This window comes from Nocardioides convexus (genome assembly GCF_011090295.1).
Map to the genome: position 1 here is coordinate 3533077 of NZ_JAAMYA010000001.1, position 25071 is coordinate 3558147.

Consider the following 25071-nt stretch of genomic DNA (forward strand, 5'->3'; position numbering starts at 1 on the left):
CAGATTGTCTGACAATGATTCCGAGGGGTGGGAGGGCGGCGGATGACGCTCGAATGGGGCCGGCACTACGCGATGGTGGACCCGGCGGCGTACCGGATCGACTACGCGATCAACCCGTACATGGACCCGGCCGTGCAGCCCGACCCGGTCCGCGCCCGGGACCAGTGGCAGACGCTGGCCGGCACGCTGCGCGCGCTCGGCGCCGAGGTGGAGGAGATCCCGGCGCTGCCGCAGGCGCCCGACATGGTCTACGCGATGAACCTCGGCCTGGTCGCGCTCCGCCCGGACTGGAGCGGCCCGGGCCGCCGCTCGGTGGTGATGTCGCACATGCGCTTCCCGCAACGACGGGTGGAGACGCCGGCGGCGCGCGCGTGGTTCGAGTCCCACGGCTTCGCGGCGTCGTACGTCGGCCGGGACGGGATCGGCGCGCACTTCGAGGCCGGCGACGCCTTCCCGTTCCGCGGCGAGCCTGGTGGTCGGGCACGGTCCGCGCACCGACGAGTCTCGCCCTCAAGCAGGCTCGCCCACGACCTGGGCGTGGTGGTGCGCGGGGTGCGGATCACGCACCCGGGGATGTACCACCTCGACCTCGCCTTCTGCCCGCTCGACGAGGACCACGCCCTGGTCTGCCCGGCGGCCTTCGACGAGGCCTCCGCGGCGATGCTGCTCGACCTGGTGCCGCAGCCGGTCGTGCTCAGCGAGGAGGAGGCGATCGGCAGGCTGGTGCGCGAACTCCGTGGTCGTCGGGCGCACCGTGGTGATGCCCGAGTGCCCGCGCCGGGTCCGCAACTGGCTGGACACCCTCGGCTTCGACGTGGTGCTGGTGGACGTCTCGGAGTTCCACCTCGGGGGCGGCTCGATCCGCTGCCTCACCAACCCGCTCGACATCACCCTGGGCCGCGACCTCGAGGTGGTGACGGGCGGCGACGTGCTGTCGAGCGGGGAGGCTGCCGCCTGATCCCGCTACGGTGGGGCCAGTCCTGACGTCGCGCCCCCAGGAGAGACGGTGTCCGCTCCCGAAGACCCGCCCCCCACCCGCCCGCTGCAGACCCTCGAGGTCGGCGGCGGCAAGGGACTGCGGATCGCGATCGGCGTGCTGGGCGCCCTGGTGCTCGCCGCCGTCGTGGTGGTCGGCCTGGTCGTCGTGCTCGGCAGGGGCGACGAGCCGGAGAAGGACACCGGTGCGGGCGCCCCGTCGTCGACGACCACCTCGACGACGGCCGCGCCTCCCTCCTCGTTGGACATCCCGACGATCAACCCGTCCGACTTCCCGACCGAGCCTGCCGACGGAGCCTGCCGAGCGAGCCTGCGCTCGCGGCTGCCCTCGGGCCTGCCGTCGAACTTCGCCAGCAGCCTGCCGTCCCAGTTCCCGACCGACCCCGAGGGCTGGCAGTCCTGGGCCACCGACTTCCTGGAGCAGATGAACCCGTGAGCACGCCGAACCCGCCGTCCTTCCCGCCCCCGCCCGGCCTGCCGCAGGGTCCGCCACCCGGACTGCCGCCGCAGGGTCCGCCGCAGGGTCCGCCCCCGGGCTTCCCGCCGGGCTTCCCGCCGCCGGGACCGCCGCCGCGCAAGGGCAACACCCTGTGGATCGTGCTCGGCGTCGTCGGCGTGCTCGCCCTGGTCGGCGTGATCGTGGGACTCGTCCTGCTGCTGACCGGCAGCGACGACGGCGACGACGACAAGGCCGGAGACGACCCCTCGACGGCCGCCTCCGGTGCGGCACCCGACGAGGTCGTGAAGAGCCTCGTCGACGCGGCCGAGGAAGGGGACTGCGACCAGGCGAAGACCTACCTGACCGCTGCCGCCGCGGCGGCGGACCCGTGCTCGGCGGCGGAGTTCCGGCTGCTCTCGACCGAGGACGTGGACGCCGAGGTCGGCGACGCGCAGGTCGACGGCTCCGAGGCCACCGTGCCGGTCACCTTCACCAGGCTCGGCGGGCAGCAGCGACTACGAGTTCGTGCTGCAGCAGGTCGACGGCGAGTGGCGCGTCGCGTCGTACGCCGAGGGCGACGGCGCGAGCCCGACGCCGACCGGCCCCAGCAGGCTCCTCGACCGACCTGCCGTCCACCGGTACGCCGAGCCCGAGCGGGACGAGCACCGCGAGCGCGGTCGCCAACGAGCCGAGCGCCGTCGTGACGGCCTTCCTCTCCTCGGCCCTGGCGGGCGACTGCGCGACCGCGGAGGACCTGGTCACCCCGGCGTACCTCAAGTCCGAGGGGCGCTGCACCACCTCCGACCTGCCCTCGGACTTCGGCAGCAAGGCCAAGTACACCGTCGGCAAGGCCTCCGTGAAGGGCTCCACGGCGACGGTCCCGATCAGACTCACCTACGCCGGGAAGGACGACAGAACCGACCGTGACGCTGACCCAGGCCGGCGGACGGTGGCTCATCAGCGACATCGACTGACCGGGGCTGCGTGACCTCGGCGAAACCTGTCGTGCCGGAGCCTTGCCTAGGGTGAGCACATGTCCATCAAGGTCGCGCTGGAGCACCGTACGACGTACGAGTTCGCCCGCCCCGTGGCGGTCGGCCCGCACGTGGTGCGCCTGCGACCCGCCCCGCACTGCCGCACACCGATCGAGGCCTACTCCCTGGAGGTCGAGCCGGCCGGGCACTTCGTGAACTGGCAGCAGGACCCGTTCGGCAACTGGCTGGCCCGGTTGGTGTTCCCCGAGCCGGTCCGCACCCTCGACATCACGGTCGGCCTGGTCGCTGACCTGATGGTCGTCAACCCGTTCGACTTCTTCGTCGAGGAGCACGCGGAGACCTTCCCCTTCGCCTACGACGAGCAGGCTCGCGGCCGACCTCGCGCCGTACCTGCGCCCGGTGGGGGACTCCGGGGCGGCCGACGCCTGGCGCCGCCGGCTCCCGGAGCCTGCCGCCGGGCGGGGTGCCGACGGTGCAGTTCCTCGCCGACCTCAACACCGCGGTGCACCACGACGTGGCCTACTCGGTGCGGATGGAGCCCGGTGTGCAGACCCCGGACCACACCCTGGCCAGCGGGATCGGGTCCTGTCGCGACTCGGCGTGGCTGCTGGTCAGCCTGCTGCGGCAGTACGGGCTGGCCGCCCGCTTCGTGTCGGGCTACCTGGTCCAGGCTCGCGCCGGACGCCTTCGCGAACGAGGGGCTGGACGGGCCCGCCGGGCCCACCGAGGACTTCACCGACCTGCATGCCTGGGCGGAGGTCTTCCTGCCCGGTGCGGGCTGGGTGGGGATGGACCCGACGAGCGCGCTCTTTGCCGGCGAGGGCCACATCCCGCTGTCGGCGACGCCGCACCCCAGGCTCCGCGGCTCCGATCGAGGGGGCGACCGAGCCGGTCGAGGTGACCTTCTCCTTCCACAACACGGTGACCCGGGTGCACGAGGACCCGCGGGTGACCGCGCCGTACACCGACGCGCAGTGGGCGCGGATCGACGCCCTCGGCGCGGCCGTGGACGCCCGGCTGGAGGCCGGCGACGTCCGGCTGACGATGGGTGGCGAGCCGACCTTCGTGTCCCTGGCCGACTCCTCGACCCCGGAGTGGAGCACCGACGCCGACGGCCCGGAGAAGCGCCGGCTGGCGAGCGTCCTCGCCGCGCGGCTGCGCGAGCGGTACGCCAGCGGCGGGGTGGTGCACCGCGGGCAGGGCAAGTGGTACCCGGGCGAGCCACTGCCGCGCTGGTCGATCGCGCTGCAGTGGCGCGGGGACGGCGTGCCGCTGTGGTCCGACCCCGCCCTGCTGGCCGACCCGTGGGCGGCCGGTGAGGTGACGCCTGCTGCCGCGCAGGCCCTGGGCGCCGAGGTGACGCGGTTGCTCGGCCTGCCCGCGGACCAGCCTGCGCGGCGCCTTCGAGGACCCGTTCGCCGCCCTGGCCGAGGACGTCGCCCGGCCGCAGGGTGAGCGACCCGGCGAGGTGGAGCCCGACCTCGACCTCGTCGCCCGGCTCGACGCCGGCGTGACCGAGCCGACCGGCTGGGTGCTGCCGCTGACGACCGGGGAGGAGGGCTGGACCAGCCCGGTGTGGGCGCTGCGCCGCGGGCGGGTCGTGCTCACGCCCGGCACCAGCGCGGTGGGGCTGCGGCTGCCGCTGTCCTCGATCGCCTGGCGCGACCCGGAGGCGCCGGCCCAGCCGTCGTACCTGGAGGCGACCGACGGGCACGTCGCCGGCCTTCCGGCGGTGGCTCTCGCCGACCCCGAGAAGTCCGACCGCACGGCGCTGGCGTTCGAGACGCGCGAGGGCAACGTCCACGTCTTCCTGCCGCCCACCACCCGCTTCGAGGACTACGCCGACCTGCTCCACCTCGTCGAGACCGCGGCCGCCGCGACCGGCACCACCGTCGTCCTCGAGGGATACCCGCCGCCGCCCGACCCGCGGCTCACCCAGGCTCTCGGTGACACCGGACCCCGGCGTGGTCGAGGTCAACGTGCAGCCGAGCGGCTCCTGGGCCGAGCCTGCGCGACCTCACCACGACGCTCTACTCCGAGGCCCGCCGGGCGCAAGCTGGTCGACGGAGAAGTTCGACCTCGACGGGCTGCACACCGGCACCGGTGGCGGCAACCACCTCACTCTCGGCGGCCGGCAGCCCGCCGACAGCCCGCTGCTGCGCCGGCCGGACCTGCTGGTCAGCCTGATCACCTACTGGCAGCGGCATCCCGCGCTGTCGTACCTCTTCTCCGGCCGCTTCATCGGCCCGACCAGCCAGGCACCGCGCTTCGACGAGGGCCGGCCCGAGGCGGTCTACGAGATGGAGATCGCCTGCGCCGAGGTGGCCCGGCTCGCGGCGGGCGGTGAGCCGCGGCCGTGGCTGGTCGACCGGGCGCTGCGGCACCTGCTCACCGACCTGACCGGCAACACCCACCGTGCGGAGCCTGTGCATCGACAAGGCTCTACAGCCCCGACTCCACCCGCGGGCGGCTCGGGCTGCTGGGTCTGCGCGGCTTCGAGATGCCGCCGCACCCGCAGATGGCGCTGGTGCAGGCGCTGCTCGTGCGCAGCCTGGTGGCGATGTTCTGGGAGCACCCGATCGACCCGTCGAGCGCGCCGCTGGTGCGCTGGGGGACCCGGCTGCACGAGGACCACCTGCTGCCGCACGGTGCCGCCGCGGACATCGCCGCCGTGACCGCGGACCTCGCGGCCGCGGGGATCGACCTGGACCCGGCGTGGTTCGCGCCGTTCACGGAGTTCCGCTTCCCGCGGATCGGCGCCGCCGAGGTCTCCGGCGGCATCGGCCTGGAGCGCGCCAGGGCGTGGAGCCGTGGCACGTCCTCGGTGAAGAGGCGACCGGCACCGGCACCGCCCGGTACGTCGACTCCTCGGTCGAGCGCGTCCAGGTGAGCGTCACCGGGATCGACCCCGAGCGGCACCTCGTCACGTGCCAGGGTGTCCCCGTGCCCCTGACCGCGACCTCGCCCGCCGCGGACGCCCACTACGCCGGCGTCCGCTACCGGGCATGGCAGCCGTGGTCGGCGCTGCACCCCTCGATCCCGGTGGACTCGCCGCTGGTCCTCGACGTGGTCGACCTCGACGCCGGGGTGAGCCTCGGCGGTGCGACGTACCACGTCGTGCACCCGGGTGGCCGCAGCTACGACTCCCCGCCGGTCAACGCCCAGGAGGCCGAGGCCCGGCGGGCCGCGCGCTTCGAGCCGCGCCGGCACACCGCCGGCCCGATCGAGGTGGCCGGGCTCCGGCGGCTCGCGCGCGCGGTCGCCTCGGAGGAGTACCCGCACACCCTCGACCTGCGCCGGGTCCCGCGAGGCGCCCCGTGACCGTCCTGCGCGACTACGCCGCCGGGCTGACCCAGCCGACGCTCGGTGGCGAGGGGGGAGTCGACGAGCCCGGCCGGTACGACGAGGTGGTCGGCCCGGACGGGTCGCTGCGCCCGCCGTGGAAGCGGCTCGCCGAGGTCGCCACCCGGATCGACGCCGAGGACATGCGTCGCGTGGCCGAGGAGATCGCCCGCTTCCTCGAGGACGACGGCGTCACCTACTCCCGGCCCGGCGAGCGTCCCGCCCGCTGGCGGCTGGACCCGGTGCCCCTCGTCGTGGACGCGGCGTCCTGGAAGCACCTCGAGGTCGGCCTCGCGCAGCGCGCCGAGTCTGCTCAACGCCCTGCTCGCCGACCTCTACGGCCCGCAGACCCTGCTCGCGCGCGGGATCGTGCCGCCGGCCGTCGTGCTCGGCCACCGCGGCTTCACCCGGGTGGTGGCGCGTGCCTCGACGGCAGACCCGCGACCGCTGGTGCTCTCCGCGACCGACCTGGGCCGCGACGCCGACGGCACCTGGCGGGTGCTCGGCGACCGGACCCAGGCGCCGTCCGGGCTGGGCTACGCGCTGGAGAACCGGCGGGTGCTGAGCCGGGTCATGCCCGAGCTCTACCGCGAGGCGGACTCGCACCGGATGGCGCCGTACCTGTGGGCGCTGCGCTCGGCACTGCTCCAGTCGGCGAGCGGTGACCTGCCGGACCCGCGCGTCGTCGTGCTGAGCCCGGGGCTGCACTCCGAGACGCACTACGACCAGGCGGCGATCGCGAGCAACCTGGGCTTCCCGCTGGTGCAGGGCAGCGACCTGACCGTGCGCGACGGCTGGGTGCTGATGAAGACCCCGCAGCGCCTGGAGCGCGTCGACGTGATCCTGCGGCGGGTGGACGCCGCCTGGAGCGACCCGCTGGAGCCTGCGCGGTGACAGCCAGCCTGGGCGTCGCCGGTCTCGCCGAGGCCGTACGACGCGGCCGGGTCCGCGTCGTCAACGGGCTCGGCGCGGGCGTGCTGGAGAACCCCGGCCTGCTGCCCTTCCTCCCGGCCGCGTGCGAGCACCTGCTCGGCGAGCCCCTGCGGCTGCCGTCGGTGCCGACCTGGTGGTGCGGCGACCCGGCGGGCCTCGAGCACGTGCTGAGCCACCTCGACGAGTCTCGTGGTGCGCTCGATCGACGGCTCCGACTCGACCCTCGCCGGTGCCTCTCCCGAGCGGATCCGGCTCACCGTGCGCGCCCGCCCGCACGCCTTCGTCGGCCAGCAGCGGATGCGCCTGTCGCAGTCGCCCACCTGGCGCGGGCGCACGGCCAAGCCGGCCGAGTTCGTCGCTGCGGACGTTCACGCTGCGCTACGGCTCGGCGTACCGGCCCCTGCTGGGCGGGCTCGCCACCGCCCGCGACGGCGACCGCACGGTCGCCAGCAAGGACGTGTGGGTCCTCAAGGAGGAGACCGGGCAGCCGGACCAGGGGCTCACCGAGGTGCTGCCGATGACGGCGGTCCGCTCGCTGCCGGCGACGGTGCCGCGCGTGCTGGACGACCTGTTCTGGTTCGGCCGCTACGCCGAGCGCGCCGAGGACATGCTCCGCCCTGGTGCTCGCCGCGCACGTGCTCGTCGCCGACTACCGCGCCCGGCCGCGGACCACCGGCGGGGTGAACCGGAGGTGCTGATGTCGGCCGTGCACCGGCTCGCCGGGCAGGCGCTCGACGACGACGACCTCGACCTCCGCTCGGTGTTGCTGGACGAGGAGCGGACCGGCTCGGCCGCGCACTCCCTGGCCGGGCTGCGTGACGCGCTCACCGGCGTGCGCGACCAGATGTCGGCCGACGCGTGGCGGGCGATGGGCTCGGTGGACCGGGCGACCGCCGTCCTCGAGGCCTCGCACCACAGCCACCAGGTGGCCGAGTCCGCCGGCCGGATGCTCACCGCGGTGCTCGCGCTGCAGGGCGTGACGGCCAGCATGATCCGGGACGCAGGCTGGCACATGGCCGCCGCCGGACGGTACGTCGAGCGCGGGCTCCAGGCTGTGCCACCTGCTCCGGATGATCACCGAGCGGCGCGGCTTCGACGTCGACCGGGAGGTGCTGGCGGCTGTCCTCACCGCGGCAGAGAGCTCGGTGACGCACCGGCGCCGTTACCGCGACTACGTCCGCCCGGCCGGTGTGCTCGACCTGCTGCTGATCGACCCCGAGAACCCGCGCTCGCTGGTGTTCAGCCTGCACCGCCTGCGCGAGCACCTCGCCGCGCAGGTCGCCTCGACCGGCTCCACCCGGCCCGAGCGGCTGCTCGACGACCTGATCGCCCAGGTCGAGGGCGCCGACATCTCCGCACTGGCGGCCATCGGCGGCGTGGACCGGCCGCACCTGGTGGGCCTCCTCGACGACGTGACCGCGCAGGCTCCAGCGGCTGGCCGAGGCGATCCGGGACCTGCACTTCGCCACCGGCCCGCGCCCGCGCACCTTCGGCGTGCTGACGGCCGTCGAGGTGACGGCATGACCCGCTACCGCGTGGAGCACCGCACGACGTACACCTACGACGACGACGTGACCGACAGCCTCGGGATCGGCCACCTCGTCCCGCGCGTCCTGCCGTGGCAGCAGGTCAGCGGCTACGACGTCGCGATCACCCCGGAGCCCGGGGACCTGAGCCAGGACGCGGACTACTACGGCAACACGGTGACCTACTTCCAGGTGACCACGCCGCACAACGAGCCTGGTCGTGGTCGGCGGCGGCGAGGTCGACGTCGTCCCGCCGCTGGTGGACCAGGGCGCCGCGGCACGGCCCTGGGAGTCGGTGCGTCCGCTCGCCGACCCGGACGCGGTCGGTGCGTGGCAGGCCACCGACTTCGCGCTGCCGAGCGCGGCGGTGCCGGCGCACGGCGGCGCCCGCGACTACGCCGCGGCGTCGCTGCTGCCCGGCCGGCCGGTCGGCGAGGCGGTGACGGACCTGATGCACCGCATCCACGCGGACTTCGAGTACGACCCGGCCGCGACCACGGTCACCTCGACGGTGTCGCAGATCCTCGCCCAGCGGGCCGGGGTGTGCCAGGACTTCGCGCACCTCACCCTGTCCGCCCTGCGCGCGCACGGGCTGGCGGCGCGTTACGTCAGCGGCTACCTCGCCACCGAGCCGCCGCCCGGCAAGGAGCGGGTCGTCGGCGCGGACGCCTCGCACGCGTGGGTCGCGGTGTGGCTGGGCGGCGAGGAGTGGCTCGCCCTCGACCCGACCAACGACCAGTGGCAGAACGACCGCTACGTCACGGTGGCGTGGGGGCGCGACTACGGCGACGTACCCCCGCTCAAGGGCGTGATCTTCACCGAGGCGACCACGTCCCGGCTCGCGGTGTCGGTCGACGTCGCACCGATCTGAGGCACCCGTCCGTGCGCGGCACGTGCGCGCCTTTGGCATGCTGGGGGTGGACGGGCGTGGGACCTCGGGGGTGGTGCCACGCCCGTCCGTCCCCCTCACGCCTACGCTGATGGGGTGCGCGCCTTCTCCTGCCGGGTCTGTGACAGCCCCCTCTTCTTCGACAACTCCCTGTGCGTGTCCTGCGGTACCGCGCTCGGCTTCTCCCGGGCCGAGCGGGACATCGTGCCCCTCGACTCCGGCGGCCGGTACGTCGACCACGCCGGTCTGGTCTGGCACGTGTGCCGCAACCTCAACCTCTCCGGCTGCACCTGGCTGGCCCCGGTCGAGGGCGGGCAGTGCGCCGCCTGCGACCTGACCCGCACCCGGCCCGCGGACGACGACGCCGAGGGCCTGTCCCAGCCGCCCGCCGCGGAGTCCGCCAAGCGGCACCTCGTGGTGGAGCCTCGACGGGCTCGGCCTCTCGCTCGACGGGCTGGTCTTCGACATGCTCTCCAGCGTCGAGGAGAACGTCGTGATCGGCCACGCCGACGGCGTGATCACCATCGACCTCGCCGAGTCCGACGACGCCCGCCGCGAGCGGATCCGCCAGCAGACTCGGTGAGCCCTACCGCACCCTGCTCGGGCACCTGCGCCACGAGGTGGGGCACTTCTTCCAGATGCGGCTGGTCACCGAGGAGCACCCCGAGCGGCTGGCCCGCTGCCGCGAGTTTGTTCGGCGACGAGACCACCGACTACCAGGCCGAGATCGACCGCCACTACGCCGAGGGGCCGCCGGAGGGGTGGGAGGCGTCGTTCATCACGACCTACGCGACCATGCACCCCTTCGAGGACTTCGCGGAGACCTTCGCGCACTACCTGCACATCAGCGACACCTGCGAGACGGCCGCCGCCTACGGACTGGCGACCGTGGACGTCCGCGCGTTCAGCGTCTTCCGTGACCTGGTCCGCGCCGTGTGGGTGCCGCTGTCGGTGGCGCTCAACCAGATCAACCGCTCGATGGGCAAGGAAGACGTCTATCCGTTCGTGATCCCGGCCCCGGTCCTGGACAAGGCTCGACTTCGTCGCGAGCCTGGCCGACGAGGGATGATGCCTCCGCGGCGTCGTACGACGCTCGTGGTGGTGGCGGTCGTCGTGCTTGCCGTCGCCGCGGGAGTCACCGGCTTGGTCCTCGCGCTGCGCGGACCCGGCCCCGACGACGTCGCGGAGGACTACCTGCGGGCGCAGTGGGACGGAGACGCGCGCACCGAGTGCGAGCCTGGCCTCGGAGCAGTGGCAGCACTTCCTCTACGAGGGCCGGGCGTACGCGGACTGCGCGGCCTTCGCGGCCGAGGAGAAGCGGACCGCGAGCGAGACCGGGTTCGCGAGGTACGCCGCCGACACCGACATCGAGGTCACCGTGAGGACCGCCGAGGACGACGGCGGCAAGGCGCGGGTGACCTACGTGGTGGCCCTGCGGTACCACGGTGCGGACCGGGCCGGCTTCGACGCGCTGTGGCAGGGCGGCGAGCCGGTGGACCGCGGCACGGTGCTGCTCGACGAGGGTGACGACGGCTGGCAGGTCGCGGGAGTCGACGCGGGCTGAGGTTTGCGGATGGCATGATGGCGCACCATCGAGAGCGGACGATCCGCTCGGCGACGCGCGCAAGGAGTGCTCATGTCGGACCCGAACCAGCCCACCACCCCTCCCGGTTGGTATCCCGACGGCCAGGGTGGCCAGCGCTGGTGGGACGGCACGCAGTGGACCGAGCACACCCAGCCGGGCACGCCTGCCGCGCCGCAGCCGCCGGCCGCGCCCGGCCCGGGTGACCAGACCGTGGTCGCGCCCAACCGCGCCGCCGACCACGGCCAGCAGCAGCCCCAGCAGCCGCAGCAGCCGCCGCAGCAGTGGGGCCCGCCGGCAGGCCAGCCGCAGCAGCCCTACGGCCAGCAGCCCTACGGCCAGCAGCCGGGCTACGGCCAGGGCGGTTACGGCCAGGGCGGTGGCGGCGGGTTCGGCGGCTACGGCCAGCCCGGTCCCAGCGGTGGCGGCAAGGGCAAGGGCAAAGCCTGATCGCGATCATCGGCGGCATCGCCGCGGTGGTCATCATCGCGCTCATCGCCGGCATCGTGCTGCTCAAGGTGGTCGGTGGCGGCAGCCCGGAGAACGTCGCGAAGGACTACCTCGAGGCGCAGAACTTCGTGGACCCCGACTACAGCGCGCAGTGCGAGCCTGCTGTCGAAGGACTCCCAGAAGGAGGCTCCTCGACGGCGCCGACGTCAAGGACTGCGACGCCTACGCCGACAAGCAGCAGAAGGAGTTCGACGACCAGGCTCGACGAGAAGGCTCGACGGCTCCTGCGACTCGACGTTCAAGGACATCCAGGACGACATCGACTACAACGTCGAGATCAAGAAGACCGACGAGACCGGCGACAAGGCCGATGTCGACTTCAAGCTCGACCTCGAAGTTCACCGGCGACAAGAAGATCCTCGACGACTGCGGTGGTGACGACGACGAGGAGTCGCAGGACGGCACGGTGAAGGCTCGTCAAGGAGGACGGCGACTGGAAGGTCGACGACACCACCGGCGAGTAGTCCCGTGCGCTCCTTCTCGGTCTTCGTGCTGGTCGTCGTCGCGACCGTGCTCGCCCCGCTCGCCGTCGCGAGCACCTGGGTGAGCGCGCGCGTCGACGACCGGCGGGAGTACGTCGACACGGTCGCCCCGCTCGCCGACGACCCCGGCGTGCGGCAGGTGATGGCGGACGCCGCCGCGGCGGGCGCGGTGAAGGCGCTGCAGGAGCGGATCCCGGTCGGGCTTCCCGCCGCCGTCACCGACTGGGCGGACGCCGCCGCGCGGAAGGTCGTGGACAGCCCGGACTTCCCGGAGTTCTGGCGCACCGCCAACGAGGACGTCCACCGCCAGGTTCTCGCGGTCCTCAAGGACCCCGACGCCGACACCTCCGGCTCCATCACGGTGGACGCGGCTCCGCTGCTCGCGCAGGTGCTCCTGAGCCTGGAGGAGCGCGGCATCCCCGTCGCCCTGCTGCCGAGGCTGCCGCTGGAGGTGCGCGTGGTGGAGCGGGCGAAGGTCGCGGAGGGCGGTCCGGTGTACCGGGCCACGCACGGCGCCTCCCGCTGGCTGCCGCCGCTGTGGCTCGGCCTGGTCCTGCTCGCGGTGCTGGTCGCCTCGGGGTGGCGCGGCCGGCTGCGCACCGCGGGACTCGCGCTGCTCGGCCTGGCCCTCGGTGCGGGGCTGGTGCTGCTCGCGGTGGACCCGGTGACCGACCTGCTCGTGGACCGCGCCGAGGTCGGCGACCAGCCGCTGGTGCGGATCATGCTCGACGCCGTCCTCGGCTCGCTGACCCCGTGGGCGCGGGCCTTCCTGCTCGCGATCCCGGCCGGCGTCGTGCTGCTCGCCGGCTCCCTGTGGCCCGCGCGGGAGCGCTTCGACGCCACCCCCTAGCGAGTATCGTGGCGGTGATGTGTGGCCCGGGTCACAGGCACGCCACCCCTGTGCCAGGTCCGGGGCACGACGACCCCGACTCGCGTCGCGGTGATCCCGCCGGCGTGGCCGCAAGGAGTGGTGATGACGGACCCCGTTTTCGGACCGGCCCCGGAGCAGACCGCTGACCCGGAGCTCGTGCAGGCTCCTGACGCCCGAGGGCGAGCGGGTCCACCCTCCCGGCTTCGACCTCGACTTCTCCGCCGAGCAGCCTGCGCGGGTTCTACCGCGACATGGTGCTCGTGCGCCGCCTCGACATCGAGGCCACCGCCCTGCAGCGCCACGGCGAGGCTCGGCCTGTGGGCCCAGCCTGCTCGGCCAGGAGGCCGCCCAGATCGGCGCCGGACGCGCGCTGCGGCCCCAGGACTTCGTCTTCCCGACCTACCGCGAGCACGGCGTCGCCTGGTGCCGCGGGGTGGACCCGGTCCAGCCTGCTCGGGCTGTTCCGCGGCGTCGACCAGGGCGGCTGGGACCCGAACGAGAACAACTTCGGGCTCTACACGATCGTGATCGGTGCGCAGACCCTGCACGCGACCGGCTACGCCATGGGCGTGCAGCGCGACGGCGCCGTCGGCACCGGCGACCCCGAGCGGGACACGGCGGTCGTCGCGCACTTCGGCGACGGGGCCTCCTCGCAGGGCGACGTCAACGAGGCGTTCGTGTTCGCCGCGTCGTACAACGCGCCGGTGGTGTTCTTCTGCCAGAACAACCAGTGGGCGATCTCGGAGCCCTTCGAGCGTCAGTCCCGGATCCCGCTCTACCGTCGGGCGCACGGCTTCGGCTTCCCCGGCGTCCGGGTCGACGGCAACGACGTGCTCGCGACGTACGCCGTCATGCAGGCCGCGCTGCAACGCGCCCGGGAGGGCCAGGGGCCGACCTTCGTCGAGGCCTACACCTACCGGATGGGTGCCCACACCACGACCGACGACCCGACCCGCTACCGGCTCAGCGACGACGTCGAGCACTGGAAGGCTCAAGGACCCGATCGCGCGGGTGGAGGTCTACCTGCGCCGCAACGGCCTGGTCGAGGACGGCTTCGTCGAGAGCGTCGCGGCGGAGGCCGACGAGCCTCGGCGAGCGGATGCGCCGCGAGTGCCACGCCCTGCCCGATCCGCAGCCTCGCGACATCTTCGGGCTGGTCCACGCCGAGCAGACCGCGGAGCTCGCCGCCCAGCAGGCCGCCTACGACGCCCACGTGGCCTCCTTCGAGGAGGTGACGGCATGACCACCATGACGATGGCCAAGGCGCTCAACGCCGGGCTGCGCAGGGCGATGGAGGCCGACGACAAGGTGCTCGTGATGGGGGAGGACGTCGGCACGCTCGGCGGCGTCTTCCGGATCACCGACGGCCTGCAGAAGGACTTCGGCGAGGACCGGGTGATCGACACCCCGCTCGCGGAGTCCGGCATCGTCGGCACCGCCGTGGGCCTGGCGATGCGTGGCTACCGGCCGGTGGTGGAGATCCAGTTCGACGGCTTCGTCTACCCCGCCTACGACCAGATCGTGTGCCAGGTCGCCAAGCCTGCACTTCCGCAGCCAGGGCCGGATCAAGGTGCCGATGGTGATCCGCATCCCGTTCGGTGGCGGCATCGGTGCGGTCGAGCACCACAGCGAGTCGCCCGAGGCGCAGTTCGTCCACACCCCCGGGCTCAAGGTGGTCGCCTGCTCGAACCCCGCCGACGCCTACGCCATGCTCCAGCAGGCGATCGCCAGCGACGACCCGGTCGTCTTCCTGGAGCCCAAGCGGCTGTACCACTCCGCGAAGGGCGAGGTCGACGAGGACGCCGCGCCCGCCCCCCTGTGGCAGTCCCGCGTGGTCCGCCCCGGCGCCGATGCCACGCTGGTCGCCTACGGCCCCACGGTCTCCACCTGCCTGGACGCGGCCTCCGTGGCCGCCGACGAGGGCCGCTCGGTCGAGGTGATCGACCTGCGCACCCTCTCGCCGCTGGACCTGGTGCCGGTCGTGGAGTCGGTACGACGCACCGGTCGTCTCGTGGTCGTGCACGAGGCGCACGTGACCCTCGGAGTGGGTGCCGAGGTCGCCGCCCGGGTCACCGAGGAGTGCTTCCACTCCCTCGAGGCGCCGGTGCTGCGCGTGGGCGGCTACGACACGCCGTACCCGCCGGCCCGGATCGAGGAGGCCTGGTTGCCCGACCTGGACCGGGTGCTGGACGCCGTCGACCGCACGTTCGGCTACTGAGGAGGCCCGCGATGAGCAACGAGTTCAAGTCTGCCCGACGTCGGCGAGGGCCTCACCGAGGCGGAGATCGTCGCCTGGCGGGTCAAGCCCGGCGACACCGTCGCCGTCAACGACGTGGTCGTGGAGATCGAGACGGCCAAGTCGATCGTCGAGCTCCCCCTCGCCGTACGCCGGGGAGGTGCTGGCCCTGCTCGTCCAGGAGGGCGACACCGTCGAGGTCGGCACGCCGATCATCCGGATCGGCTCGGCGGAGGCTGCCCCTGCCGCGCCCGCCCCGGAGCCCGCCCCGGAGCCTGCGCGCGGCCCGGAGATCATCGACACCAACATCCCGCCGACGGGGCAGGCCACCCTCGTCGGCTACGGCCCTAAGCAACGCGCCCTCAAGCGCCGCGCCCGCAAGGCGGAGGCGCCTGCGGAGGCGCTGGCGCCTGCTGTCACCGACCCCGCGGTCGAGGAGGTCGCCCCGGCGGTCCGCCCGCCACGCGCGCTCGCCAAGCCGCTGGTGCGCCGTCTGGCCCGCGACCTCGGCGTCGACCTGACCACGATCACGCCGACCGGGCCGAAGGGCACGGTCAGCAAGGAGGACGTGCTGGCGGCGGTCGACGCCCCGGCGCCGGCCGCGGCGGCCGCGTCGGCCGCGTCGGCCGCGTCGGCGCCGACGGGCCGCGAGACCCGCGAACCGGTCAAGGGCGTGCGCAAGCAGATGGCCTCAGCGATGGTGGCCTCCGCCTCCACCGCCCCGCACGTGACCGAGTGGGTCACGATCGACGCCACCGCCACGGTGGAGCCTGGTGGCCCGGCTGCGCTCCCGCCGCGAGACTCGCCGACGTCAAGGTCAGCCCGTTGCTCGTGGTGGCGCGGGCGTGCGTGCTCGCGCTGCGTCGTACGCCCCTGGTGAACTCCACCTGGGACGAGGCGGCACAGGAGGTCGTGGTCAAGCACTACGTCAACCTCGGCATCGCCGCCGCCACGCCACGCGGGCTCGTCGTCCCCAACGTCAAGGACGCGCACGCGCTCGGTCTGCTCGACCTCGCCCGCGCCCTGGAGGCGCTCACCGCGACCGCGCGCGAGGGCCGCACCCAGCCCGCGGACCTGGCGGGCGGGTCCTTCACGATCACCAACGTGGGGGTCTTCGGTGTCGACGGCGGCACGCCGATCATCAACCCCGGCGAGTCCGCGATCCTCTGCCTCGGCGCGATCAAGGCGCAGCCGTGGGTGGTCGACGGCGAGGTCGTGCCGCGGCAGGTGATGACGCTCGCGCTGTCCTTCGACCACCGGCACATCGACGGGGCGACCGGCTCGCAGTTCCTCGCCGACGTGGCGGGGATCGTCGAGGATCCGGCGACGGCGCTGCTGTTCTGACCAGGCCCGCCTCGCGCGTCGCACCGGGCACAATCGTCGTGGACGAGCCCGATCGACGACGAATTCGTCCGGTGCGCCGTCCACGAGGAGCCCGGAGCGGGCCGGGTCAGGCCCGCCGGGCCCGCTTCACGTCGTACATCGCGGCGTCGGCGCGGCGGAAGGCCTCGACGACCGTGCGCTCGCCGGGGCCGGTGAAGGCGTGGCCGATCGAGGCGGCGATGCCCTCGGCGGCCAGTGCGTCGGCGAAGCGGGCGAAGTGGGTGGCGAGCCCGTCCACGGCGACGTTGTTGCTGAGGATCCCGAACTCGTCGCCGCCGTAGCGGGCGACCCGGTCCTGGGGCGTGCAGGCGCCCCGCAGCACCGACGCGGTACGACGCAGCAGCGCGTCGCCCGCCTGGTGCCCCCGTGCGTCGTTGGCCGCCTTGAGCCCGTCGAGGTCGACCACCGCGATCGCGACCGGGTCACCGAAGGCGTCGATCCGCTGCTGGGCGTCGGCGACGATCGCGTCCCAGCCGCGGCGGTTGACCAGGCCGGTGAGACTCGTCGGTGTCGGCGAGGGCGGCGGCGAGTGCGGCCCGGCGACGCTCGCGGTCGGCGGCCCGGGCGATGGTGAGCCTGCGAGGACAGCAGGGTGCTCAGCAGACTCGACCAGGTCGGCGTCCACGGCCTCGACACCGGGCAGCGGCTCCGCGCCGACGCCGCACAGGACACCGAACAGCGCACCCTCGTCGGTGATCGGGAAGCCGACGTAGGCGCGCACGTCGCCGGCGTCGGGCAGCGGGGCGTAGTCGGGGTTGCGCAGGGCATCGGGCACGACGTGGTCCGCGCCGTTGCTCATCCGCCGGCAGAACGTCTCGTCCCACGGCACCCGGTCGCCGGTCTCGAGCAGCACGTCGTGGTGGACGTGCACGTGGACCTGCTCGCCGCCGGCGACGCGGGAGACGGACCAGTCCCGCAAGGGGGTACGACGGCTCAGGTAGCCGACCACGCGCTGGGCCGCCTCCGCGAACGCCTCGGCACCTACGGTGTCCGACTCCTCCCACCGCGCGCGCGGCTCGAGCGAAGCCTGGTCACGACGTGCATGCTCGCTGCATCGGCCCCGGAGCCCCGCTCCTGAGGAGCGCGGCGAGCCGGTCCTGCTTCGCGGCGAGCGCCGCGCGCTCCCCGGCGAGCCGGGCGTCGAGCGCGGCGAGCTCGGCCCGCAGGCTCGGGGCACAGGCTCGAGGGTGTCCTCGCCCACGCAGTCGAGGTAGCGGCGGATCAGGCTCGGTGCCGACCCCTGCCGCGGTCATCGTGCGCACCTGGGCGGCGCGCGCGAGGTCGCTCTCGTCGTACTCCCGGTAGCCGCCGGCCGTCCGGGCCGGTGCCAGCAGCCCGCTGTCCTCGTAGTGCCGCAGCGCCCGTGGGCTCACCCCCGCGCGCCGTGCCGCCTCCGCGATCCGCACGTTCCCTCCTGGCTTGACCTTGACGCCGGCGTCAACCCGTACGGTCCGGCGCATGTCCTCAACTCCCCGCCGTGCCGCGATCATCCACGGGTACGGCGCCACGCCCGCCGACCACTGGTTCGGCTGGCTCGCCGACCGGCTGGCCGCGGACGGCCTCACCCCGACCGTACCTGCGCTGCCCGATCCCGAGCAGCCCGACGCCGCCCGGTGGCAGCAGGTCGCGGGCGCCGCGATCGGCGTACCGGACGCCGGGTCCGTGGTCGTCGCGCACAGCCTCGGCTCGCTCACCGTGCTGCGGCACCTGCTGTCGCTGCCGCCCGGTTGGCGCCTCGGCACGCTGGTGGTCGTCGCGGGATTCGCCGAGCCGGTGCCCGGCTTCACGGCGCTGGACGGCTTCGTGGGCGGCCGGACCGACGTCCGCGCGATCGCCCGGCAGGTCGACCGGGTCGCCGTGCTCCGCTCGGACGCCGACCCGATCGTGCCCACCGCGCTCACCGACCGGCTCGCCGCGCAGGCTCGGCGTCGCCGCGCGGGTGGTGCCCGGAGCCGGGCACTTCCTCGCCGCGGAGGGCGTCACCACGCTGCCGGAGGCGGACGCGGCGGTACCCCGCTAGGGGCCGTCGGCCAGCCGGACCAGGCCGACGATCGTGGCGACGTACAGTGCCCCGTCAGGTCCGAGGTAGATCGACGCGTAGTGGTTGTTCCACTGGATGCCGGTCCCCGTGAGCCGGCTCCACGCGGTCTCGCCGGTGCGGATGTCGATCGCGGTGACGTACCAGGCGTCGAGCAGGTCCGCGCGCGGCGGCTTGGAGTAGACGTAGACGAGCCCGTTGCCGAGCGAGGCCTTCGGGACCGAGGTCGGCGCGGTGACCGGGCTGGTCCAGGCGACGTGGCAGCCCTCGGCGTCGATCATCACCCGCGAGATGCCGGGGGTGCTGGACCTGCCGAGCAGCGTGGACTGCACACCGGCGTAGCCGTAGTTGTTCTCGATGATCAGCGAGTCGCCCGCTGCCACCAGGCTGTTCTCCGTCGTGCTGGCACCGGGCTGCAGCACGGGGACCGAGCAGTGCTCGCGCTCGGCGACGCCCTTGCGGCGGTCGTAGACGATGACGTGGCTCTGCGGCTCGGCGTTGTCGGCGATCGCGATCCAGCGCTCGCCGATGAGGGTCGGCGAGGTGCCGGAGCCCTGGGAGAGCATGCCGGGCTTGGTCGTCGTGCCGCGGTCGTAGGGGATGGCCCAGGTGATCTCCGGGGTGCCGTCCGCGGTGGCGTCGAGGCGGTAGGTCCGGTGCGTGGAGACGAAGTAGACGCCACCGGTCTCGTCGCTGGAGACCGAGTTGAAGATGCCCTCGCCCTCGGGCGACTCCAGCGCCCGGACCGCGCCGGTCGCCCGGTCCAGCGTGCCGACGGTGCCCTTCTGGCTGAACCACCACACCCGGCCGGACCAGTCGACGCCGGTCGCCACCAGGCAGTCGCCCTTCGCCAGGGACGAGGCCAGCGGCCAGGTGCGGCCCTTGACCAGCCCGCCGGCGGCGGTCACCTGGACCTCCGCGATCGAGGAGTCGGTGGTCGTCGCGTAGGCCCGGTCCTGGCCGTCGAGGAAGAAGTAGGTGCCGCCGCAGATGTCGGTGAAGGGGTTGGCGGCCTTGGTGAGGTCGCGCGCGGAGAGCCTGCAGTCTGCGAGACCGCGTGCAGGCTGACCGGGTCGATCACCATCAGGGTGAAGCCCTCGAGACCGCCGCAGAGGCCGACGATCCGGTCGCGGGAGTCGAACGCCATCGTCGCGCACTCCCGGATGCCGTACGACGCGGTGCGCATCGTCAGCGCCCGCCCGGTCGGCCCGGACACGGCGTACGCGTCGGTGCTGTACGCGTCGTTGTGCATGCTGCTGCGGCCGTTCGGCGCGAGGTAGGGGTTCTGCGGCACCGGCGACGCGTCCAACGGCTGCGCGGTGACCGGGGCGCCGGTGAAGCGCGGCACGAGCAGGTCGGTGGGCAGCGGGGGGGATCGGCAGGCCCGGGATCGTCGGCAGCGCGGGCAGGCCGGGCAGGGCGAACCCGTCGGCGTGCGCCGGTGCGGCGGTGAGGGTCAGGGCGAGGGCACAGGCCGCAGCGGCGAGGGAGCGCAGGCGCATCCCCGGAGACTAGAACGTGTTCCAGTCGGCGCGGAAGGGCTGGAGGGCAAAGCCGTCAGTCGCGCGCGGGGTCTGCTTGCCCAGCAGCCAGGCGTCGAAGAAGCCCGAGAGCCTCCACGCCCGTGGTCCTCTCGATCCAGTCCCAGTACTCCTGGCGGTCGGCGTTGCCGTTCTCCTGCGCGGCCGGCCACTCGCGCAGCACCTCGAAGAACTTCCGGTCGCCGAGCCGCTCGCGCAGGCTCCTGCCACATCAGCGCCGGGCCGTAGTAGATGTTGCCGTCGCCGAACTGCTTCGGGTCGTACGCCGCCGGCGGACCCGCGCTCGCGCGCAGCGAGGCCTCGAAGTCGGCCCACTGGTCCATCTTGTCCGCGACCGGGACGCCCTCCTGCTCGGCCTCCCACATGCCCTGCAGGTACATCGCCATGCCCTCGTTCATCCACACGTCCGACCAGTCGGCGGGGGTGACCGTGTCGCCGTACCAGTGGTGGGCGGCCTCGTGCACGACGACCTCGGGGGAGAGGCTGTAGTCGGTGTCGCCGAGGGTGACCATGGTCTGGGTCTCCATGCCGCTGTCGTTGTCGACGACGACGATGCCGAAGGTGTCGAAGGGGTAGGGGCCGAGGATCTTCTCCAGCCAGTCGATCGCCGCCGGCGCGGTGCCGGTGCCGCCGGGCAGGGCCTCACCGTCGGCCGGGGCCCAGACCTGGATCGGTACGCCGCCGGCGGACTTCAGGTCCGTGCGCCGGTAGTCGCCGAACGCCACCGTCACCAGGTACGACGACGCGGGCTCGGCCAGGTGCCAGCGGTTCGTCGTCCGCCCGCCGGCCTCGGTCGACTTCGTCGACTCGCCGTTGGCGACGCCCTGCCAGGGCGCGTCGACGGTGAGGGTGAAGTCGTAGAGCGCCTTGTCGGAGGGCTGGTCGTTGACGGCGTACCAGGTGAAGGCGCCGTAGGGCTCCTGCAGCGTGGAGGTCTCGTGGTCGTCGCTGATGCTCCACCCGACGCCCTGGGTGAAGTCGCTGCGGGTGCTCGGCGCGGGAGCGGTGCGCGGAGTGCCGGCGTAGGTCAGTGCCAGGGTGTACTGGCGGTCCTTCTTCACCGGGTGCCGGATCGTCAGGTGCGTGCCGTCGACGTCGTGCCCGGCAGCGGCGCCGTCCACGGTGAGCGCCGAGATCGCCAGGTCGTCGTTGAAGCCGAGCGGGATGGTGGCCGAGTCCGCCGTGGCCCGGAAGACCAGGCTCCTGCCGGCCGGTCAGCCGGTCCCGCTGCGGCTCCCAGGTCAGCCCGAGGTCGTAGTGCAGCGCGTCCACGAGGGGGTCGCCGACGTCGGGGTAGACGGAGTCCTCGCGGGTCTCGCTGCGGCCGGCGCCGTACGGGCCCGGGGCGGTGCCGGAGGCGGTCGAGGTCGGCGTCGGGGTGCCGCCCGGGAGGGTGCCGGGGTTGGTGGCGACCGCACCGCACCCGGCGAGGACGAGCGCGGTGGCGGTGCACGCGAGCAGGCGGGAGGTGCGGGTCACGAGGGTCATTCTGCCCGCGCGGACGAACCTGACAGAGGTTCACATTCTGGTGTTACCCTCCGCGGACTCGCTCGTTGGGGTGATCGGGATCACGGCCAGGAGGACGGCATGGACAGAGTGCGCGAGAACGAGGCGTCGCGACGGGTCGGCCTGGCCGTCCTCGCGGCCCTGTCCGTCATCGGGGTCGCGGCCCGCGTGCCGGTCACCGGTGCCGGCGGTACGACGTCGCTGGCCGCGGCAGCCGAGCAGCAGAAGTCCGACCTCGGCGTCCCGCACGACGACGCCTACCTGCCGCCCCACGACCACAACGATCCCCGCACCAAGAACGAGGTGTCCCGCGGGCTGGCCGTCGGCGAGGAGGCGGTGGACCCGACCACTGCCGCCCAGCGCGCCGCCGCCGAGGCGTACGTCGCCCGCGAGCGCGCGCTGCCCGACCCGAAGCTCGGTCTCCGTGCCGGCGTACCCGGCCCGCGCCGCGGTGCCCGCCGACCGCTACGCGATGGCCGGCGGCTGCTACACCCTCACCGGCGCCGGCAAGGCGTTCGGGCCCTACTACTTCAAGGCCACCCGGCTGGGCGGCTACCTGCTGCACACGCCCACCGGAGAGCCTGTCCGCGCCCGGGCTCGCGGTCGCCGTCGCGGCCAAGCCGAGCGCGGCCTCGGACTGGACCGCGACCCAGGTGACCGGCGGCTTCCGCTTCGACCTCGGCGCCGGCAAGGTGCTCACCGTCTCCGGAGGCAAGCTCGTGCGCGGCGCCGGGACGACCTTCGCGCTGCGCACGGCGAGCGGCTGCCCGTCGTACCCGGAGGCGGCGATCAACGTCACCGGCGACCCGTTCGCGGGGGAGACGACCTACCAGGAGGTGCGCGGGTTCGTCGACGCGCACACCCACGGGATGGCCTTCGAGTTCCTCGGCGGCAGCGTGCACTGCGGGCGTCCGTGGCACAGCCTACGGCGCGCCGTACGCCCTCGTGGACTGCCCGGACCACACGCTCACCCAGGGCAAGGGCGCCCTGCTGGAGTCGGTGCTGTCCGGCAAGGCCTCGCACGACCCGGTCGGCTGGCCGACCTTCAAGGACTGGCCGGCGCCGGAGTCACTGACCCACGAGGGCACCTACTACCGGTGGCTGGAGCGCGCCTGGCGTGGCGGGCAGCGGGTCTTCGTGAACCTGCTGGTCGAGAACAACAAGGCTCTGCCAGCCTCTACCCGATCAAGCGGAACTCCTGCGACGACATGGACTCGATCCGGCTGCAGGCCTCCGACATGTACAAGATGCAGGACTACATCGACGCGCAGTTCGGTGGCCCGGGCAAGGGCTTCTACCGGATCGTGAAGGATCCCTTCGAGGCGCGCCGGGTGGTCAACGGCGGCAAGATGGCCGTGGTCATGGGCATCGAGACCTCGATCCCGTTCGGCTGCACCTACAAGAAGCTCGCTGGGCAAGGACTTCCCCGCCTGCACGGCGGCGCAGATCGACGCCAACCTCGACGAGATGCAGAGGCTCGGGGTCCGGCAGATGGAGCCTGGTCAACAAGTTCGACAACGCCCTGGCCGGGGTCGCCGGCGACGCGGGCGTGATCGGTCCGCTGGTCAACACCGCGAACTTCCTCGAGACCGGGTCCTTCTGGGCCATGGAGCACTGCGAGCCGGCGGACGGCGAGTCCGCCGACAACCCCCAGCCTGGCCGTGCTCCCCGACATCGACGCGGACCAGCAGGACGCGCTCTTCGGCGCGGTCGGCAAGATCCTCGGCCTGCTTCCGGCCACCCCGCTCTACGGCCCGCCCGCGCACTGCAACAGGCGTGGGCTCACCGAGCTCGGCGTGCACACCATCGGCGCGATGGCGAAGCGGAGGATGGTCTTCGACCCCGACCACCTCTCGGTCAAGGCGCGCGCCGCGTCGATGGACGTCATCGAGGGCCTGCGCTACCCGGGCGTCATCTCCAGCCACTCCTGGTCCACGCCGGACACCTACCCGCGCATCTACCGCGCGGGCGGCTTCATCACCCCCTACGCCGGCGACTCCACCGGTTTCGTCGCGAAGTGGCGCCGGCACCTGGGCTGGGCGGACCCGCGCTACTACTTCGGCTTCGGCTTCGGCGCCGACATCAACGGCCTCGGCGCGCAGGGCAACCCGCGCGGTGCGGACGTGCCGAACCCGGTGACCTACCCGTTCACCGGCCTCGGCGGGGTGCGCATCGACAAGCAGCAGGCGGGGCAGCGGACCTGGGACATCAACGTCGACGGCGTCGCTCAGTACGGCCTCTACCCGGACTGGGTCGAGGACCTGCGCAAGATCGCCGACGCCCAGCACGCCGGGGACGGCACCCAGATCGTCGACGACATGGCCCGCGGTGCGGAGGCCTACCTGCAGATGTGGGAGCGGACGTACGGCGTGCGGCCCGACTCGTGCCGCAACCCCGGCCTGCGCCAGGACGTCGCCGCGGTGCGGTCCGTGGTCCGCCCGGGGATGGGCACCGAGGCGGTGCTGCGCGCGGTGGGCCAGCCCTACCAGCGACTCGGGGCGACGTACCGGTTCTGTGCGAGGAGCGCGACGCGGGCCAGCGTGCCGGTGACGGTGACCTTCTCCCGGGCTGGTGCGGTGACCGCGATCGCCTTCTCCTGATCCATCCCTGAGGTGATCGTCACGCTCCGCGGGAAGTTACCTGCCGGTAGTATTCGGGGACCGACCACGGGCGACGACGGCATCGGTAAGGCTTGCCTTCGGTTCGTCGTACCCGTGGATGGCAATAGGCTCGGCCCGCCGCACCTGTGCGCGCACCTGATCCAGACGAGTGGAGAAGTCCGAAGATGCAGACCGTTGCGATCATCGTCTCGCTGACCATCTCGGTCGTCGCCATCGCCCTGACCGCCCGTGCGGTCTCCGCGATGCTCGGCGTGATCCGGAAGGGCCAGGCTGCGCCGGGGCGCACCGGCAACCCGGTCGGCCGGACGCTGACGATGCTCAAGGAGACCGTCGGCCACACCCGCATGCTCCAGTGGACGTGGGTCGGCATCCTGCACTGGTTCGCCTTCGCGGCGTTCATCGGCCTCTCGACGGCCGTCGCCGCGGCGTACGTCCAGACTCTTCGACCCCGAGTTCACCATCCCGGTCATCGGCAAGTGGTGGATCTACGAGTGGGCCGCGGAGCCTGCTCGGTCTCCTCGGCACGATCGCGATCATCCCGCTGATCGTCTACCGCCTGACCCACCGGCCCTCGCAGATGGGCCGCAGGAGCCGGTTCTTCGGCTCCACCATGTGGCAGGCCTACTTCGTCGAGGCGATGGTGCTGCTGGAGAGCCTCCGCGATCCTCTTCATCCGCGGCGCGGAGTACAACCTCGCCAAGGCCCACGGCGGCGAGGCCGCCGAGCACGCCGACGGCTTCCACTTCCCCGTCTCGCAGGTCTTCTCCCACCTCTTCCCGACCGGCCACGACTCGATCGGGACGCTGGAGAACATCATCTTCTTCATCGCGATGGTCAAGATCACCTCCGCGATGATCTGGCTCATCGTCATCTCGACGAACCTCACCATGGGGGTCGCCTGGCACCGCTTCACCGCCTGGTTCAACATCTGGTTCAAGCGTGAGGAGAGCGGTCGTACGGCCCTCGGCGCGGTCAAGCCGCTGACGTCCGGCGGCAAGGCGATCACGCTCGACGACATCGACGACCTCGACGAGGACGCCACCCTCGGCGCCGGCTCCATCTGGGACTTCTCCTGGAAGGACATCCTCGACTTCACCACCTGCACCGAGTGCGGTCGCTGCCAGTCGCAGTGCCCCGCGTGGAACACCGAGAAGCCGCTCTCGCCGAAGTGCCGATGATGA

Annotated in this window: 29 protein-coding genes and 7 pseudogenes; 30 read left to right on the forward strand and 6 right to left on the reverse strand. The window is 73.1% G+C overall.

The window, feature by feature from the left end:
• The first annotated feature begins 42 nt into the window (after window positions 1–42).
• From G5V59_RS26345 to G5V59_RS26460, 24 genes and pseudogenes are all read left to right on the forward strand, one after another.
• Window positions 43–984, forward strand: a complete 942-nt coding sequence (locus tag G5V59_RS26345; protein WP_278258477.1) for a hypothetical protein — start codon at window positions 43–45, stop codon at window positions 982–984.
• Window positions 985–1006: 22 nt separating this feature from the next.
• Window positions 1007–1432 carry a hypothetical protein gene (locus G5V59_RS26350; RefSeq protein WP_278258478.1) on the forward strand — a complete coding sequence of 142 codons (426 nt, stop codon included), beginning with the start codon at window positions 1007–1009 and terminating at the stop codon, window positions 1430–1432.
• Window positions 1429–2139, forward strand: a complete 711-nt coding sequence (locus G5V59_RS26355; protein WP_278258479.1) for a hypothetical protein — start codon at window positions 1429–1431, stop codon at window positions 2137–2139. Before G5V59_RS26350 ends, G5V59_RS26355 begins: the two co-directional genes overlap by 4 nt.
• Window positions 2136–2423, forward strand: a complete 288-nt coding sequence (locus G5V59_RS26360) for a hypothetical protein (protein ID WP_278258480.1) — start codon at window positions 2136–2138, stop codon at window positions 2421–2423. Before G5V59_RS26355 ends, G5V59_RS26360 begins: the two co-directional genes overlap by 4 nt.
• Before the next feature lie 45 nt (window positions 2424–2468).
• Window positions 2469–2654 (forward strand): annotated as a pseudogene (locus tag G5V59_RS26365) (transglutaminase N-terminal domain-containing protein); the annotation flags it as partial.
• A 308-nt stretch (window positions 2655–2962) separates the two neighbouring features.
• The gene (locus tag G5V59_RS26370) at window positions 2963–3331 is read left to right on the forward strand and encodes a transglutaminase family protein (RefSeq protein ID WP_278260069.1); all 369 of its coding nucleotides are present in this window, start codon (window positions 2963–2965) and stop codon (window positions 3329–3331) included.
• Window positions 3332–3378: 47 nt separating this feature from the next.
• The gene (locus G5V59_RS26375; RefSeq protein WP_278260070.1) at window positions 3379–3885 is read left to right on the forward strand and encodes a transglutaminase family protein; all 507 of its coding nucleotides are present in this window, start codon (window positions 3379–3381) and stop codon (window positions 3883–3885) included.
• The gene (locus G5V59_RS26380; RefSeq protein ID WP_278260071.1) at window positions 3854–4777 is read left to right on the forward strand and encodes a transglutaminase family protein; all 924 of its coding nucleotides are present in this window, start codon (window positions 3854–3856) and stop codon (window positions 4775–4777) included. The genes G5V59_RS26375 and G5V59_RS26380 overlap by 32 nt, the downstream gene beginning before the upstream one ends.
• 9 nt (window positions 4778–4786) lie before the next feature.
• Complete coding sequence (locus G5V59_RS26385) at window positions 4787–5320, forward strand: transglutaminase family protein (protein WP_278258481.1); 534 nt, start codon at window positions 4787–4789, stop codon at window positions 5318–5320.
• Complete coding sequence (locus G5V59_RS26390; protein WP_278258482.1) at window positions 5233–5751, forward strand: transglutaminase family protein; 519 nt, start codon at window positions 5233–5235, stop codon at window positions 5749–5751. Before G5V59_RS26385 ends, G5V59_RS26390 begins: the two co-directional genes overlap by 88 nt.
• 45 nt (window positions 5752–5796) lie before the next feature.
• Complete coding sequence (locus tag G5V59_RS26395) at window positions 5797–6666, forward strand: circularly permuted type 2 ATP-grasp protein (RefSeq protein WP_278258483.1); 870 nt, start codon at window positions 5797–5799, stop codon at window positions 6664–6666.
• Window positions 6663–7226 carry a circularly permuted type 2 ATP-grasp protein gene (locus G5V59_RS26400; protein WP_278258484.1) on the forward strand — a complete coding sequence of 188 codons (564 nt, stop codon included), beginning with the start codon at window positions 6663–6665 and terminating at the stop codon, window positions 7224–7226. Before G5V59_RS26395 ends, G5V59_RS26400 begins: the two co-directional genes overlap by 4 nt.
• Window positions 7227–7312: 86 nt before the next feature.
• Window positions 7313–7696 (forward strand): annotated as a pseudogene (locus tag G5V59_RS26405) (alpha-E domain-containing protein); the annotation flags it as partial.
• A 79-nt stretch (window positions 7697–7775) separates the two neighbouring features.
• Window positions 7776–8384, forward strand: a pseudogene (locus G5V59_RS26410) (alpha-E domain-containing protein); the annotation flags it as partial.
• 298 nt (window positions 8385–8682) lie between these two features.
• Complete coding sequence (locus G5V59_RS26415; RefSeq protein ID WP_278260072.1) at window positions 8683–9102, forward strand: transglutaminase family protein; 420 nt, start codon at window positions 8683–8685, stop codon at window positions 9100–9102.
• 114 nt (window positions 9103–9216) lie between these two features.
• Window positions 9217–9465: pseudogene (locus G5V59_RS26420) on the forward strand (zinc-ribbon domain-containing protein); the annotation flags it as partial.
• A 121-nt stretch (window positions 9466–9586) separates the two neighbouring features.
• Window positions 9587–9703 (forward strand): putative zinc-binding metallopeptidase, encoded by a 117-nt coding sequence (locus G5V59_RS26425; protein ID WP_278260073.1) that lies wholly within the window; start codon window positions 9587–9589, stop codon window positions 9701–9703.
• A 110-nt stretch (window positions 9704–9813) separates the two neighbouring features.
• A pseudogene (locus G5V59_RS26430) lies at window positions 9814–10647 on the forward strand (putative zinc-binding metallopeptidase); the annotation flags it as partial.
• A gap of 109 nt (window positions 10648–10756) precedes the next feature.
• Entirely contained in the window at window positions 10757–11152 is a 396-nt protein-coding gene (locus G5V59_RS26435; RefSeq protein WP_278258485.1) for a DUF2510 domain-containing protein, read from the forward strand.
• The gene (locus G5V59_RS26440) at window positions 11082–11759 is read left to right on the forward strand and encodes a hypothetical protein (RefSeq protein WP_278258486.1); all 678 of its coding nucleotides are present in this window, start codon (window positions 11082–11084) and stop codon (window positions 11757–11759) included. The genes G5V59_RS26435 and G5V59_RS26440 overlap by 71 nt, the downstream gene beginning before the upstream one ends.
• On the forward strand, window positions 11681–12544 hold the full coding sequence (locus tag G5V59_RS26445; RefSeq protein ID WP_278258487.1) for a hypothetical protein: 864 nt from the start codon (window positions 11681–11683) through the stop codon (window positions 12542–12544). The genes G5V59_RS26440 and G5V59_RS26445 overlap by 79 nt, the downstream gene beginning before the upstream one ends.
• Before the next feature lie 545 nt (window positions 12545–13089).
• Window positions 13090–13800 carry a thiamine pyrophosphate-dependent enzyme gene (locus G5V59_RS26450; RefSeq protein ID WP_278260075.1) on the forward strand — a complete coding sequence of 237 codons (711 nt, stop codon included), beginning with the start codon at window positions 13090–13092 and terminating at the stop codon, window positions 13798–13800.
• A gap of 4 nt (window positions 13801–13804) precedes the next feature.
• Window positions 13805–14783: pseudogene (locus G5V59_RS26455) on the forward strand (alpha-ketoacid dehydrogenase subunit beta).
• Window positions 14784–14813: 30 nt separating this feature from the next.
• Window positions 14814–16145, forward strand: a pseudogene (locus G5V59_RS26460) (dihydrolipoamide acetyltransferase family protein).
• 106 nt (window positions 16146–16251) lie between these two features.
• On the opposite strand, the gene G5V59_RS26465 reads toward G5V59_RS26460, so the two are convergent.
• The 6 genes from G5V59_RS26465 to G5V59_RS26490 all read right to left on the reverse strand — a co-directional run bounded on the left by G5V59_RS26465 (window position 16252) and on the right by G5V59_RS26490 (window position 21216).
• On the reverse strand, window positions 16252–17133 hold the full coding sequence (locus tag G5V59_RS26465) for a sensor domain-containing diguanylate cyclase (RefSeq protein WP_278258488.1): 882 nt from the start codon (window positions 17131–17133) through the stop codon (window positions 16252–16254).
• 82 nt (window positions 17134–17215) lie between these two features.
• Window positions 17216–17644, reverse strand: a complete 429-nt coding sequence (locus tag G5V59_RS26470; RefSeq protein WP_278258489.1) for a MerR family transcriptional regulator — start codon at window positions 17642–17644, stop codon at window positions 17216–17218.
• A gap of 4 nt (window positions 17645–17648) precedes the next feature.
• The gene (locus G5V59_RS26475; RefSeq protein WP_278258490.1) at window positions 17649–18167 is read right to left on the reverse strand and encodes a hypothetical protein; all 519 of its coding nucleotides are present in this window, start codon (window positions 18165–18167) and stop codon (window positions 17649–17651) included.
• Between the two features lie 33 nt (window positions 18168–18200).
• Window positions 18201–19724 carry a hypothetical protein gene (locus tag G5V59_RS26480; protein WP_278258491.1) on the reverse strand — a complete coding sequence of 508 codons (1524 nt, stop codon included), beginning with the start codon at window positions 19722–19724 and terminating at the stop codon, window positions 18201–18203.
• Window positions 19679–20884: a M1 family aminopeptidase gene (locus tag G5V59_RS26485; protein ID WP_278258492.1), complete on the reverse strand. Its 1206-nt coding sequence runs from the start codon at window positions 20882–20884 to the stop codon at window positions 19679–19681. Before G5V59_RS26485 ends, G5V59_RS26480 begins: the two co-directional genes overlap by 46 nt.
• Window positions 20839–21216: a hypothetical protein gene (locus G5V59_RS26490; protein WP_278258493.1), complete on the reverse strand. Its 378-nt coding sequence runs from the start codon at window positions 21214–21216 to the stop codon at window positions 20839–20841. Before G5V59_RS26490 ends, G5V59_RS26485 begins: the two co-directional genes overlap by 46 nt.
• Before the next feature lie 134 nt (window positions 21217–21350).
• On the opposite strand from G5V59_RS26490, the gene G5V59_RS26495 reads away from it, so the two are divergent.
• The 6 genes from G5V59_RS26495 (at window position 21351) to G5V59_RS26520 (ending at window position 25068) form a co-directional block, all read left to right on the forward strand.
• Window positions 21351–21926, forward strand: a complete 576-nt coding sequence (locus G5V59_RS26495) for a hypothetical protein (RefSeq protein WP_278258494.1) — start codon at window positions 21351–21353, stop codon at window positions 21924–21926.
• Window positions 21923–22822, forward strand: coding sequence for a hypothetical protein (locus G5V59_RS26500; protein ID WP_278258495.1), 900 nt, complete (start codon window positions 21923–21925; stop codon window positions 22820–22822). The genes G5V59_RS26495 and G5V59_RS26500 overlap by 4 nt, the downstream gene beginning before the upstream one ends.
• 108 nt (window positions 22823–22930) lie before the next feature.
• A complete protein-coding gene (locus G5V59_RS26505) occupies window positions 22931–23869 on the forward strand; it encodes a hypothetical protein (protein ID WP_278258496.1) in 939 nt (312 codons plus the stop codon).
• Between the two features lie 185 nt (window positions 23870–24054).
• The gene (locus G5V59_RS26510) at window positions 24055–24435 is read left to right on the forward strand and encodes a hypothetical protein (RefSeq protein ID WP_278258497.1); all 381 of its coding nucleotides are present in this window, start codon (window positions 24055–24057) and stop codon (window positions 24433–24435) included.
• Window positions 24436–24467: 32 nt separating this feature from the next.
• A complete protein-coding gene (locus tag G5V59_RS26515) occupies window positions 24468–24833 on the forward strand; it encodes a hypothetical protein (RefSeq protein ID WP_278258498.1) in 366 nt (121 codons plus the stop codon).
• Window positions 24778–25068 (forward strand): hypothetical protein, encoded by a 291-nt coding sequence (locus G5V59_RS26520; protein ID WP_278258499.1) that lies wholly within the window; start codon window positions 24778–24780, stop codon window positions 25066–25068. Before G5V59_RS26515 ends, G5V59_RS26520 begins: the two co-directional genes overlap by 56 nt.
• Window positions 25069–25071: the final 3 nt, after the last annotated feature.

What these genes read in the sequence shown, in the direction of transcription:
- G5V59_RS26345 (WP_278258477.1), top strand. Translation starts at nt 43, where the DNA reads ATGACGCTCGAATGGGGCCGGCACTACGCGATGGTGGACCCGGCGGCG.
- G5V59_RS26370 (WP_278260069.1), top strand. Translation starts at nt 2,963, where the DNA reads ATGGAGCCCGGTGTGCAGACCCCGGACCACACCCTGGCCAGCGGGATC.
- G5V59_RS26415 (WP_278260072.1), top strand. Translation starts at nt 8,683, where the DNA reads ATGCACCGCATCCACGCGGACTTCGAGTACGACCCGGCCGCGACCACG.
- G5V59_RS26425 (WP_278260073.1), top strand. Translation starts at nt 9,587, where the DNA reads ATGCTCTCCAGCGTCGAGGAGAACGTCGTGATCGGCCACGCCGACGGC.
- G5V59_RS26435 (WP_278258485.1), top strand. Translation starts at nt 10,757, where the DNA reads ATGTCGGACCCGAACCAGCCCACCACCCCTCCCGGTTGGTATCCCGAC.
- G5V59_RS26470 (WP_278258489.1), bottom strand. Translation starts at nt 17,644, where the DNA reads ATGCGCCGGACCGTACGGGTTGACGCCGGCGTCAAGGTCAAGCCAGGA.
- G5V59_RS26480 (WP_278258491.1), bottom strand. Translation starts at nt 19,724, where the DNA reads ATGCGCCTGCGCTCCCTCGCCGCTGCGGCCTGTGCCCTCGCCCTGACC.
- G5V59_RS26495 (WP_278258494.1), top strand. Translation starts at nt 21,351, where the DNA reads ATGGACAGAGTGCGCGAGAACGAGGCGTCGCGACGGGTCGGCCTGGCC.
- G5V59_RS26510 (WP_278258497.1), top strand. Translation starts at nt 24,055, where the DNA reads ATGCAGACCGTTGCGATCATCGTCTCGCTGACCATCTCGGTCGTCGCC.
- G5V59_RS26515 (WP_278258498.1), top strand. Translation starts at nt 24,468, where the DNA reads ATGGGCCGCAGGAGCCGGTTCTTCGGCTCCACCATGTGGCAGGCCTAC.
- G5V59_RS26520 (WP_278258499.1), top strand. Translation starts at nt 24,778, where the DNA reads ATGGGGGTCGCCTGGCACCGCTTCACCGCCTGGTTCAACATCTGGTTC.